Raw genomic sequence first — 12,222 nt, forward strand, 5'->3', positions numbered from 1 at the left:
GAAAGCACCATGCGCCGCCGTCTGATCACCTCCACGCTCGCCGTGGTGCTCGTCGTCATCGCCGTCTTCGGCGTCTCCCTGGTGCTCGTCGAGACGCGCACCATCACCAGCAGCGCCCAGGAGAGCGTCGACTCCGACGCGCTCCGCCTCGTGAGCATCGTGGAGAGCCGCCTGGTGGGCGGCGAACCGGTCAATCCGGACATTCTCGCCGAGCAGGGCGACATCACCCGCTACGCGCTGATCGACATCCCCGGCCGGGGCCCCATCGAGATCGGCGAGCCGCCCTCCGGAAGCGTCATCCGCGGCACCGCGGAGGGCGAACGCAGCACCACGGTCACCGTCGAGGAGTCCCGCTCCTCCGTGACCCGTGAGGTCGGCCGGTCGCTGATGATCATCGCCGCGGTGGCGCTGCTCGCCGTCGTCGCCGCCGTGCTGCTCGCCGTACGCCAGGCCAACCGGCTCGGCTCGCCGCTCACCGACCTCGCGGAGACCGCGGAACGCCTGGGCTCCGGCGACCCCCGCCCCCGCCACCGCCGTTACGGGGTGCCGGAGCTGGACCGGGTCGCCGATGTCCTCGACGCGAGCGCCGAGCGGATCGCCCGGATGCTCACCGCGGAGCGGCGGCTCGCCGCGGACGCCTCCCACCAGCTCCGTACGCCGCTGACCGCACTGTCGATGCGGCTGGAGGAGATCACGGTCACCGACGACCTGGAGACCGTGAAGGAGGAGGCCAGCATCGCCCTGACCCAGGTGGAGCGGCTCACCGACGTGGTCCAGCGCCTGCTGACGAACTCCCGCGACCCGCGCACCGGCTCCGCCGTCGTCTTCGACCTGGACGAAGTGGTCAAGCAGCAGCTCGAGGAGTGGCGCCCGGTCTACCGCAGCGCCGGGCGGGCCATCGTCTGCTCGGGCCGCCAGGGCATGCGCGCCGTCGGCACGCCCGGCGCCGTGGCGCAGGTGCTCGCGGCCCTGATCGAGAACTCGCTGATGCACGGCGGGGGCACCGTCGCGGTGCGCACCAGGGCGACCGGCAACCAGGCGGTGGTCGAGGTGACGGACGAAGGTCCCGGTGTACCGGGGGACCTCGGGGCGCGGATCTTCGAGCGGACCATCAGCGGCCGCAACTCGACCGGCATCGGCCTGGCCGTCGCCCGCGACCTCGCGGAAGCCGACGGCGGCCGGCTGGAACTGCTGCAGCAGCACCCGCCGGTCTTCGCGATCTTCCTGAGCAGGGTGGCGAAGAAGCGCAAGGACGACGAGAAGCCGACGATCCGGTAGCTCCCCGGCCCCGGCGCGGTGCGGCTCAGCGGCCGACGCGGTGGCGCACCGGCTCCGGCGCCGGCCGTCGCTGCTCGAGGAACGATTCGGCGCTCTGCACGGCCTCCCGCGCGGGCAGCGCCCGGAAGACCCAGCTGCGGTACGACCAGAACCGGAACAGCGTCGCGACGCCGATCCCGAGGAACTTGAAGACGTTGCTCTGCAGCGGGGTGTCCCAGCCGAAGCCGTAGGTGGCCGTGTACAGGACACCGTTCTCGATCACCAGGCCCACCGCGCTGAACAGCAGGAACAGCGTCAGTTCCTTGGTCCGCCGGCTCTTGTCGCGGTCCCGGTAGGTGAAGTAGCGGAACCCCACGTAGTTGAACGCGATGGCCACGACGGTGGCCAAAATCGACGCCCGGACCACCGGGACCTCGGTGACGTGACGTACGAGGTTGAAGACCGCGAGATTGACGAGCAGCCCCGCTCCGCCCACCGCGCCGAATTTGGCGACCTCCCGGATGAGCTGGTGCAGCTGCCCCCGCAGCCTTCCGCCTCGTTCACTCATAGTGAGAGTCCAGCCTCATCAGATCGGCATGTGTGGTCCCCGTCATGCTAACCAGCGGCTCACCGTGATGCCTGTGGGTCTTGAGGATGATGTGACTCCTGCTACAGACCACTGTCGGAACCTACGGAAGTCCGGGCCCGCCGACTGGGCGGATACCCTAGGAGAGTGACGTTCCCGGTAGTCGGCATGGTCGGCGGCGGTCAGCTCGCCCGCATGACCCATGAGGCGGGTATCCCCCTCGGCCTGAAGTTCAAGCTCCTCAGTGACACCCCTCAGGACTCAGCGGCCCAGGTGGTGAGCGATGTCGTCGTCGGCGACTATCGCGACCTGGACACGCTCGTCGAGTTCGCGCGCGGCTGTGACGTGATCACCTTCGATCACGAGCACGTCCCGATCGAGCACCTGCGGGCCCTCGAAGCGGACGGCGTCGCCGTCCGGCCGGGGCCCGACGCGCTGGTGCACGCCCAGGACAAGGGCGTGATGCGCGCGCGGCTCACCGAGATCGGCGTGCCCTGCCCCCGCCACCGCATCGTGGCCGACCCGGCCGATGTGACGGCGTTCGCCGAGGAGACCGGGGGCTTCCCGGTGATCCTCAAGACGGTGCGCGGCGGGTACGACGGCAAGGGCGTCTGGCTGGTCCGCGCGGAGCAGGACGCCGAGGCCCCGTTCAAGGCGGGCGTGCCGGTCCTCGCGGAGGAGAAGGTCGACTTCCGCCGCGAGCTCGCGGCGAACATCGTCCGCTCCCCGCACGGCCAGGCCGTCGCCTACCCGGTCGTCGAGTCGCAGCAGGTCGACGGTGTCTGTGACACCGTGATCGCGCCCGCGCCGGACCTGGACGCGGAGCTGGCCGGCCAGGCGCAGGAGCTGGCCCTGCGGATCGCGAAGGAGCTGGGCGTCGTCGGCCACCTCGCCGTCGAGCTGTTCGAGACCGCCGACGGACGCATCCTCGTCAACGAGCTCGCCATGCGCCCCCACAACTCCGGCCACTGGACCCAGGACGGCGCGATCACCTCGCAGTTCGCCAACCACGTCCGTGCCGTGCTGGACCTGCCGCTGGGCGATCCCCGTCCCCGTGCTCCGTGGACGGTCATGTGCAATGTTCTGGGCGGTGACTACCCGGACATGTACGCGGCCTATCTGCACTGCATGGCCCGGGACCCGCAGCTCAAGATCCATATGTATGGCAAGGACGTGAAGCCCGGCCGCAAGGTGGGGCACGTCAACACGTACGGCGACGACCTGGCCGACGCGCTGGAGCGCGCCCGCCACGCCGCCGGCTACCTGAGAGGGACGATCAGCGAATGAGCCCCGTCGTCGGCATTGTCATGGGATCCGACTCGGACTGGCCCGTCATGGAGGCGGCGGCGCAGGCGCTCGACGAGTTCGAGATCGCCTACGAGGTGGACGTCGTCTCCGCGCACCGCATGCCGCGCGAGATGATCGCGTACGGCGAGCAGGCGGCCGGCCGCGGACTCAAGACGATCATCGCCGGAGCCGGGGGAGCGGCCCACCTGCCGGGCATGCTGGCCTCGGTCACCCCGCTGCCGGTCATCGGCGTTCCCGTCCCGCTGAAGTACCTCGACGGCATGGACTCGCTGCTGTCCATCGTGCAGATGCCGGCAGGCGTGCCCGTCGCCACCGTCTCGGTCGGCGGCGCGCGGAACGCCGGACTGCTCGCCGCCCGCATCCTCGCCACGCAGGACGCCGAACTGCTGGCCCGCATGGGCGAGTTCCAGCAGGAGCTGAACGACCAGGCCACCGACAAGGGCAAGCGGCTGCGCGCCAAGGTCGGGGGCGCGGAGTCCTTCGGCTTCGGAAAGTAGGACGCGGGGAAGCAAGAGGCAATGGACACCCCCACGGAACTCCTCCAGCGGGCCCGCGAACTGCTCGCCGCCCACCCCGTCGTCGACGGTCACAACGACCTTCCCTGGGCGCTGCGGGAACACGTCCGCTACGACCTCGACCGCCTGGACATCGCGGCCGACCAGCAGGGCCGGCTCCACACCGACATCCCCCGGCTGCGCGCCGGCGGGGTCGGCGCGCAGTTCTGGTCGGTCTACGTGCGCAGCGACATGGCGGGTGACACGGCCGTCAGCGCGACCCTGGAGCAGATCGACGTCGTCGACCAGCTCCTCGAGCGCTACCCCGCCGACCTGGCCCGGGCACTGAGCGCCGAGGACATGGAGATCGCCCGCGACGAGGGCAGGATCGCCTCGCTCATGGGCGCCGAGGGCGGCCACTCCATCAACAACTCGCTCGCGACCCTGCGCGCCCTCTACGCGCTGGGCGTGCGCTACATGACGCTCACGCACAACGACAACATCGCCTGGGCCGACTCGGCGACCGACGAGCCAGGCGTCGGCGGCCTGTCGGCCTTCGGCCACGAGGTCGTGCGCGAGATGAACCGCCTCGGCATGCTCGTGGACCTCTCGCACGTCGCGGAGACGACGATGCGCCACGCGCTCGCCACCTCCGTGGCGCCGGTGATCTTCTCCCACTCCTCGGCCCGCGCGGTGTGCGACCACCCGCGCAACGTCCCCGACGACGTGCTGGCCCTGCTGGCGGCCAACGGGGGCGTGGCCATGGCGACGTTCGTGCCGAAGTTCATCCTGCCCGCGGCGGTGGAGTAGACCCGGGCGGCCGACGAGAACATGCGGGCGCACGGGCTGCACCACCTGGACACCACGCCCCAGGCGATGAAGATCCACGAGGCGTTCGAGGCGGCGAACCCGCGGCCGGTGGCGACGGCCGCCACGGTCGCCGACCACCTCGACCACATGCGGGAGGTCGCCGGCATCGACCACATCGGCATCGGCGGCGACTTCGACGGCACGGCCTTCACCCCGGCCGGCCTGGACGATGTCGCCGGCTATCCGAACCTGGTCGCGGAGCTGCTGCGCCGCGGCTGGTCGGACGCCGATCTGGCGAAGCTCACCTGGCAGAACGCCGTCCGGGTGCTGCGGGCGGCCGAGGACGTGGCCGCGGACCTGCAGGCGACCCGCGGCCCGTCGATCGCCACGATCACCGAGCTCGACGCGCTCTGAGCGGTGCCGGGGTGCGCGGCCGCGTCCGCGTACCCCGAACGCACCACTCGCCGCGACCCCTTGGCGTTCCCGTGCCACGGTCGGCGTAACGGCATTCGGCCGGCGACCCCGGAGCAGCACATGGCAGATCTGCATGACGCCTCGTCCCTCACCACCGTCGAGTCCGTCGGTCTGGAGGACCTCGACGAGCGATACGATCTCGACGTCCTCGACGGTCTCGACGAACCGGGAGGGGCGGCGGCCCCGCCGCCCGAGCCCGGTCCGCCCTCCGGGCCGTCCGCCGACCCGCTCGTGCGCGCCACGGAGATCCTGCGCACGCACCCCGTCATCGACGGGTACAGCGGTCTGGCCCCGGTGCTCCAGAGCATGCACTGGTACGACCTGGAAGCCGGCGAGAGCCTGCTGGAGACCGACGTGCCCCGGCTGCGGCGCGGCGGCGTGGGCGCCCAGTTCTGGTCCCTGCAGGCACCGGCCGGCAGCGACGGACCCCCTTCGCTCGCCGCCACGATGGATCTGATCGACCTGGTGCGGGCCACGGTGGCCGAATGCCCGGAGGGCCTTCGTCTCGTGCTCAGCGCCGACGACCTCGCCGACTCCCGCAACCGCGGCCGGATCGCCGCCCTCCTCGGTCCGATGGCCGGTCAGGCACTCGGCGACTCGCTCGCCGTGCTGCGCGCCGTGTACGCGCTGGGCGTCCGCAGCGTCACCCTGGCCGGCGCCCGCTGGACGCAGAGCGGCCTGACGCCGTTCGGCCACGAGATGGTCCGTGAGATGAACCGGCTCGGTGTCCTCGTCGACCTCTCCGGCTGCACGCCCGACACGATGCGGCGCACGCTCACGATCACCAGGGCCCCGGTCATCTTCTCGTACCAGACGGAGCCGCTCCCGGACGACGTGCTGCACGCGCTGCGCGGCAACCACGGGGTGTGCATGGTGCCGTGCACCGCCGGGACGCTGCCCGCGACCGCGGACCTGCTCGACCACGTCCGGGAGATCGCCGGTCCCGAGGCCGTCGCGCTCAGCGGCGCGTACGACACGGGACTGCCGCACGCGGCCGGTCTGAAGGACGTCTCCTGCGTGCCGAGGTTGATCGCGGAACTGCTCGAGCGGGGCTGGCCCGAGCCGGACATCATGGGCTTGACCTGGTCGAACGTGGCCCGGGTGCTGCGCGCCGCCGAGTTCACCGCCCGCGCGGCCCAGCCGCGCCGGGCCCCCTCACGGGCGGCGATCGGCGCGCTGGACGTCTGACGCGGCGCCGGCTCAGCAGGCGCAGAGGCAGAACGGATGCCCCGCCGGGTCGGCGTACACGCGGAACGACCGCTTGCGGTCCTCCGCGTCGAGCGTGGTGGCGCCGAGCGCGAGCACCCGCTCCTCCGCGGCGTCCATGTCCTCGACCATCACGTCGATGTGGAACTGCTGCGAGTCCTTGGCGGACGGCCACTTCGGCGGTACGTGCCCGGCGGCGGACTGGAACGCGAGCTGTGCGCCGTCGGCCCCCTTGAGGTCCACCCATCCGTCGCCGTCGTCCTCGACCGACCCGCCGACGAGCTCGGCGTAGAAGCGGGCGAGGGCGACGGGATCGGGACAGTCCAGTACGACGGCTCCGACCTTGCCGATGCTCATGTTTCCTCCTGGTGGTTACCGCTACATGCCATCAACCGGTAACGGTTACCACATGCTCCCGCATAAAAGGTAACGTCGCAAGCATGAATGACAGGGCGCCCGCACCCGGTGGCCTCGCACTGATCGAAGCGTTGGTCAACACGCTGGACATCGAGACCGGCGCGGACCGTCTCGACACGCCGGAGGGCCGTGCCCGGTTCGGCCTTGCCCCGGACGACCTGCCCGCCGCGCGCGAGCTCCGCGAGGCGCTGCGGGCCGCCTGCCTGGCCCACGCGGGCCACGGCACCGGCCCGAGCGTCCTCGACGACCTTCTCGCCGGCGCCCCGCTGCGCGTGGCGATCTCCCCCACGGGCGAGGCCGCCCTCCGCCCCGCGGGCCCCGCGACCCTCCTCACCCGCGTCGCCGAGGCCATCGCCGCCGCCACGGCCGACAACACCTGGCTCCGTCTCAAGGCATGCGAGGCGGAGGACTGCCAGTGGGCCTACTATGACCGCAGCCCGGCCTGCCGCAGCCGCTGGTGCTCGATGTCCGTCTGCGGCGCCCGCGCCAAGATGCGTACCTACCGGGCCCGCCGGGCCGACTCCGCCTGAGGCCGCGTCACGACGCCGGGCACGCACGGGTACGCGCCCCCGGCCCGGCGCCGCGCGAGACCGCCCCGTGCGCGGACCGCTCTCGCCGAACCGCACGCCTGAAAGCACTGTGGCCGCCCTCGCGAGGGCGGCCACAGTCAGAGGATCAGGTCGAAGACGCAGGTCAGGGGTTTCTGTCGGGGCCTCGGTCAGGCGCCCGGGTCACGCCCGCGGGCGGCCCATCGCCCGGTAGGTCCAGCCCGCCTCGCGCCACGCCACCGGGTCCAGGGCGTTGCGGCCGTCGAGGATGATCGGGGAGGTCACGACCTCCGCCAGCTCCGCCGGGTCCAGCTCGCGGAACTCGCGCCACTCCGTGAGGTGCAGCACCACGTCCGCGCCGCGCACCGCGTCCCGCGCCGTGTCCGCGTAACCCAGCGTGGGGAACAGGCGGCGGGCGTTGTCCATGCCCTTCGGGTCGTAGACGGTGACCTGACCGCCCTGGAGGTGGATCTGGCCGGCGACGTTCAGCGCCGGCGAGTCACGGACGTCGTCCGAGTCCGGCTTGAACGTCGCGCCGAGCACGGCGACCCGCTTGCCCAGGAAGGACGTGCCGCCGACCGCCTCACGGGCCAGTTCGACCATGTGGCCACGGCGGCGCATGTTGATCGAGTCGACCTCGCGCAGGAACGTCAGCGCCTGGTCCGCGCCCAGCTCACCGGCGCGCGCCATGAAGGCGCGGATGTCCTTCGGCAGGCAGCCGCCGCCGAAACCGACACCGGCCCGCAGGAACTTCTTGCCGATCCGCTCGTCGTAGCCGATCGCCTCCGCCAGCTTCACCACGTCGCCACCGGCGGCCTCGCACACCTCGGCCATCGCGTTGATGAAGGAGATCTTCGTCGCGAGGAACGAGTTCGCCGCGGTCTTCACCAGCTCCGCCGTCGGGAAGTCGGTCACCACGAACGGCGAGCCTTCGCCGACCGGCGTCGCGTACACCTCGCGCAGCAGCTTCTCCGCGCTCTCGCTCTCCACGCCGACCACGATCCGGTCCGGGTGCAGCGTGTCGTCGACGGCGAAGCCCTCGCGCAGGAACTCCGGGTTCCACGCGAGCTCCACGTCCGGTCCCGCCGGCGCCTTCTCGGCGAGCAGCCGGCCGAGCCGCTCCGCGGAGCCGACGGGCACGGTCGACTTGCCGACGACCAGCGCGGGGCGCTTCAGGTGCGGCGCGAGCGAGGCGAAGGCGGCGTCGACGTAGCTCATGTCGCACGCGTACTCGCCGTGCTTCTGCGGGGTGTTCACACACACGAAGTGGATGTCGCCGAACTCACCGGCCTCCTCGTAGGAGGTCGTGAACCGCAGCCGGCCGCTGGAGCCCTCGAGCCCGGCGACGTGGCGCCGCAGCAACTCCTCGAGACCGGGTTCGTACATCGGCACCCGGCCGGCGGAGAGCAGTTCGATCTTCTCCGGGACCACGTCGAGGCCGAGGACCTCGAAGCCCAGTTCCGCCATGGCCGCGGCGTGGGTGGCGCCGAGGTATCCGGTGCCGATCACGGTGATCTTGAGGGCCATGGAGTGCTCCAGTACAGACGCGGGCAAGGGCGGTGCGGGGCCGAGCATATCCGGGGGCGCGCGGCACCCTCCAAAGCGCTCTTCGCGCGCTGTGGCCGAGCTGTCACCAAGCTCACGTATGCCTGCCGGGGGAGCGGCGTCTAAAATTGGAATACTTAACGGTAGTTAACACCTTGGGGAGTGAGAGTCTTGGCAGGATCGGCCGACTTCGATCTGTATCGCCCGTCGGAGGAGCACGACATGCTCCGTGAGACGGTCCGCTCCCTCGCCGAGGCGAAGATCGCGCCGTTCGCCGCCGCGGTGGACGAGGAGGCCCGCTTCCCGCAGGAGGCCCTCGACGCGCTCGTCGCCTCCGACCTGCAGGCCGTGCACGTCCCGGAGAGCTACGGCGGCGCCGGCGCCGACGCGCTCGCCACCGTCATCGTGATCGAGGAGGTGGCCCGTGTCTGCGCCTCGTCCTCCCTCATCCCGGCGGTGAACAAGCTCGGCTCGCTCCCGGTGATCCTCTCCGGCTCCGAGGAGCTGAAGAAGAAGTACCTGGGCCCGCTGGCCAAGGGCGACGCGATGTTCTCCTACTGCCTCTCCGAGCCCGACGCGGGCTCCGACGCGGCGGGCATGAAGACCAAGGCCGTCCGCGACGGCGACTTCTACGTCCTCAACGGCGTGAAGCGCTGGATCACCAACGCCGGCGTCTCCGAGTACTACACGGTCATGGCGGTCACCGACCCCGAGAAGCGCTCCAAGGGCATCTCGGCCTTCGTCGTCGAGAAGGGCGACGAGGGTGTCTCCTTCGGCGCCCCGGAGAAGAAGCTCGGCATCAAGGGCTCGCCGACCCGCGAGGTCTACCTCGACAACGTCCGCATCCCCGCCGACCGCATGATCGGCGCGGAGGGCACGGGCTTCGCCACGGCGATGAAGACCCTGGACCACACCCGCATCACCATCGCGGCCCAGGCGCTCGGCATCGCGCAGGGCGCCCTCGACTACGCCAAGGGCTACGTCAAGGAGCGCAAGCAGTTCGGCAAGCCGATCGCCGAGTTCCAGGGCGTGCAGTTCATGCTCGCGGACATGGCCATGAAGATCGAGGCCGCCCGCCAGCTGACGTACGCGGCCGCGGCGAAGTCGGAGCGGGGTGACGCCGACCTCACCTTCCAGGGTGCGGCGGCCAAGTGCTTCGCCTCCGACGTGGCCATGGAGGTCACCACGGACGCGGTCCAGCTCCTCGGCGGCTACGGCTACACCCGTGACTACCCGGTCGAGCGCATGATGCGCGACGCCAAGATCACGCAGATCTACGAGGGCACCAACCAGGTCCAGCGGATCGTGATGGCCCGCAACCTGCCGTAGGCACACGGCACCTGACGACGAAGCGAGGCGCCCCCCGGAGTTCCGGGGGGCGCCTCGCTTCGTCGTGTCGTCGGTGACGTGACGGCGGGATCCCCTTCGCGGGCGCCCGATGCCGGGACCCAAGCGGAATGATCCGTACCGGTGCGGTTAGGCTGCGCTGCCGCCGACCGGCGGCACGTCGAGGGACACATGGGGTGGGAGAACGAGATGGGCGCTTCCGACAGACGGATCGCGGCGCTGCTGCGGCAGGTCGCCACGCAGGACGTCGTCGAGCTGCGACAGGAGATGGCCGTCGCCAAGCGGGTCGCCGCGCAGGCGTACGTCGCCGAGCAGTACGGCTTCGAGTACGGGGAGGCCCGGCGCGAGGGGCACAACAAGCAGGTCCTCGCCGTCTACCTGTACCGCGACCCGCGGCCCGAGGCGCGCGCCCGCGAGGCGGCGACGATCGCCGCCTACCCTCAGGCCGGGATGGGCGGCGCGGTGCCCGGCCTGAAGCCCGGCACGCTGAGCCCGCTCCCCGAGGCGGAGGCGGCTGTCGCCCTCATGAAGGACCGCATCGGGTACGACGTGATGGCGAAGGCCGCCGACAAGGGCCAGAAGCGGTTCGCCTACGCGATGACCGGCGTCGCCGCCGCCGTCTTCCTGCTCATGGGCAAGTGGGTGGAGGGCGTTGCCGTGGGTGCCGTCCTCGCCGCCTTCCTGGTCGGCGCGTTCCGGCTGAGCGACGTCCGGCGGCAGCGCGTCGCCGACCGTTTGACGGCCGGCGGCTTCACGGCCGTCACCGACGAGCACGGCCGCCGGCGCTTCCTGCGGCCGGGGCAGCAGCTCCCGGGGCACGCCAACCCGTTCACGCCCCGACCATGACGCCGGAAGGGGCCCGCACCGCGTACGCGGTGCGGGCCCCTTCGCCGTGCGGGTCACTTGTCGGTGACAGTGACCTTCTCGTCGTTCTGGATCTGCTTGACCAGCTGCTGCACCTTCGCCTTGTCCCAGACGAGGTTGCCGCCCCGGCTCCCGGACGTCGGCATGTTCATCGACGTACCGTCGCCGCCGCTGATGCCCTTCATCGCGAAGAACATCTCGCCCAGGTCGAGCAGGGACATCTCCTTGTCGACGATGAGCGTGTCGAGGCCGGCGCCCAGCGTCGGGTACAGCTTGAACGGGTTGAGGATCGTGCCGGGCGTCGCCGCCTGGCTCGCCAGCGCGGAGAGGAACTTCTGCTGGTTCCTGGTGCGCGCGAGGTCCGACTCCGCGAAGGCGTAGCGGGTGCGGACGAACGCGAGGGCCTGCTCACCGTCGAGGGTCTGCTTGCCCGCCTCGAAGTCGGCGCCGGACTTCTTGTCCTTGAAGCCCTTCTCGATGTTCATCTCGACACCGCCGAGCGCGTCCACGATGTTCGCGAAGCCGGCGAAGCCGATCTCCGCGTAGTGGTCGATGCGCAGGCCGGTGTTGTGCTCCACGGTGCGGACCAGCAGCTCGGGCCCGTCCTCCGCGTAGGCGGCGTTCAGCTTGGTGCGCCGGCCCTGGTTGGGGAACTTCTTCCCCGACTCCGAACCGATGAAGGACGGTATCTCGACGTCCGAGTCACGGGGCAGGGACACCATCGTGTTCCCGCTGCCGCAGGCCGCGAGGATCATCATCGAGTCGGTGCGCTTGCCGGCCGCGTCACCGGTGTGGAGCTTCTTCTTCTCCTCGGCCGTCATGCCCTCACGGCTGTCGGAGCCGACGATCAGATAGGTGGTGCAGTCGCCCTCGGCGGGCCGCTCGATGACCTTCGAGAGGTCGACCTCGCGCCGCACCTTGGAGTCGGCCCAGAAGTACGTGCCGATGGTCGTGCCCAGCACGGCCACGAGCACGACGATCGAGCCGATCTTCAGCCTGCGCCGCCAGTCGGGCGCCGGCCCCGGCTGCCGGGGCGGTCTGCCCTGCGGCGGGACCCCGCCGCCGCTCGCGCCCCGGTAGACCTGGCCCGTGTTGTAGCCGCTGTCGTACCCCGGCTCCGCGTAGCCCTGGTCGTAGCCGCGCGGCTGCTGAGGGGGGACCCCGCCGTGCGGCGGGGCGGCCGGCCGCTGGACGTGGCGCATGACGCGCGCGCCCTCGGGCCGGTCCCCGGCGCTGCCGCGCCCGTAGCCGCGTGCGTCGCCGTTGCCGCCGTTGTCGGTCCATCCATCGGGCCAGTCATTCATGCGGAACAGTGTGCAGGGCAGGGTGGCCGCCCAGACAGGGTGGGTGGGGAATCGCACCACGG

The 12,222-nt window shown here is 71.2% G+C and carries 11 protein-coding genes and 1 pseudogene; 8 read left to right on the forward strand and 4 right to left on the reverse strand.

Features of this window, described 5'->3' with window-relative positions; genetic code table 11:
- Positions 1-9 precede the first annotated feature (9 nt).
- Positions 10-1,278: an ATP-binding protein gene (locus SPRI_RS22265; protein WP_005316780.1), complete on the forward strand. Its 1,269-nt coding sequence runs from the start codon at positions 10-12 to the stop codon at positions 1,276-1,278.
- A gap of 25 nt (positions 1,279-1,303) precedes the next feature.
- On the opposite strand, the gene SPRI_RS22270 is transcribed toward SPRI_RS22265, so the two are convergent.
- Positions 1,304-1,825 carry a GtrA family protein gene (locus SPRI_RS22270; protein WP_005316781.1) on the reverse strand — a complete coding sequence of 174 codons (522 nt, stop codon included), beginning with the start codon at positions 1,823-1,825 and terminating at the stop codon, positions 1,304-1,306.
- A 165-nt stretch (positions 1,826-1,990) separates the two neighbouring features.
- Here SPRI_RS22270 and SPRI_RS22275 point away from each other — a divergent pair, with 165 nt between their 5' ends.
- The 4 genes and pseudogenes from SPRI_RS22275 to SPRI_RS22290 all read left to right on the forward strand — a co-directional run bounded on the left by SPRI_RS22275 (position 1,991) and on the right by SPRI_RS22290 (position 6,117).
- Positions 1,991-3,130, forward strand: coding sequence for a 5-(carboxyamino)imidazole ribonucleotide synthase (locus SPRI_RS22275; protein WP_078535327.1), 1,140 nt, complete (start codon positions 1,991-1,993; stop codon positions 3,128-3,130).
- The gene (gene purE / locus SPRI_RS22280) at positions 3,127-3,648 is read left to right on the forward strand and encodes a 5-(carboxyamino)imidazole ribonucleotide mutase (protein WP_005316785.1); all 522 of its coding nucleotides are present in this window, start codon (positions 3,127-3,129) and stop codon (positions 3,646-3,648) included. Before SPRI_RS22275 ends, purE begins: the two co-directional genes overlap by 4 nt.
- Before the next feature lie 21 nt (positions 3,649-3,669).
- Positions 3,670-4,869, forward strand: a pseudogene (locus SPRI_RS22285) (dipeptidase).
- A 120-nt stretch (positions 4,870-4,989) separates the two neighbouring features.
- Positions 4,990-6,117 (forward strand): membrane dipeptidase, encoded by a 1,128-nt coding sequence (locus SPRI_RS22290; protein ID WP_037774498.1) that lies wholly within the window; start codon positions 4,990-4,992, stop codon positions 6,115-6,117.
- Positions 6,118-6,129: 12 nt separating this feature from the next.
- Here the strand turns inward: SPRI_RS22290 and SPRI_RS22295 are convergent, their stop codons facing one another.
- A complete protein-coding gene (locus SPRI_RS22295) occupies positions 6,130-6,492 on the reverse strand; it encodes a VOC family protein (protein ID WP_005316790.1) in 363 nt (120 codons plus the stop codon).
- Positions 6,493-6,575: 83 nt separating this feature from the next.
- Between SPRI_RS22295 and SPRI_RS22300 the strand changes: the two genes are divergently transcribed.
- On the forward strand, positions 6,576-7,082 hold the full coding sequence (locus SPRI_RS22300; RefSeq protein ID WP_053557221.1) for a CGNR zinc finger domain-containing protein: 507 nt from the start codon (positions 6,576-6,578) through the stop codon (positions 7,080-7,082).
- A gap of 201 nt (positions 7,083-7,283) precedes the next feature.
- Here SPRI_RS22300 and SPRI_RS22305 read toward each other — a convergent pair whose 3' ends face one another.
- Positions 7,284-8,627: a UDP-glucose dehydrogenase family protein gene (locus SPRI_RS22305; RefSeq protein ID WP_005316794.1), complete on the reverse strand. Its 1,344-nt coding sequence runs from the start codon at positions 8,625-8,627 to the stop codon at positions 7,284-7,286.
- Between the two features lie 189 nt (positions 8,628-8,816).
- Between SPRI_RS22305 and SPRI_RS22310 the strand changes: the two genes are divergently transcribed.
- On the forward strand, positions 8,817-9,974 hold the full coding sequence (locus tag SPRI_RS22310; RefSeq protein WP_005316796.1) for an acyl-CoA dehydrogenase: 1,158 nt from the start codon (positions 8,817-8,819) through the stop codon (positions 9,972-9,974).
- 207 nt (positions 9,975-10,181) lie between these two features.
- Positions 10,182-10,838 (forward strand): hypothetical protein, encoded by a 657-nt coding sequence (locus tag SPRI_RS22315; protein ID WP_063805409.1) that lies wholly within the window; start codon positions 10,182-10,184, stop codon positions 10,836-10,838.
- A gap of 53 nt (positions 10,839-10,891) precedes the next feature.
- On the opposite strand, the gene SPRI_RS22320 is transcribed toward SPRI_RS22315, so the two are convergent.
- The gene (locus SPRI_RS22320; RefSeq protein WP_086025659.1) at positions 10,892-12,160 is read right to left on the reverse strand and encodes an LCP family protein; all 1,269 of its coding nucleotides are present in this window, start codon (positions 12,158-12,160) and stop codon (positions 10,892-10,894) included.
- Positions 12,161-12,222: the final 62 nt, after the last annotated feature.

The sequence above is a fragment of the Streptomyces pristinaespiralis genome, assembly GCF_001278075.1.
Classification (GTDB): domain Bacteria; phylum Actinomycetota; class Actinomycetes; order Streptomycetales; family Streptomycetaceae; genus Streptomyces; species Streptomyces pristinaespiralis.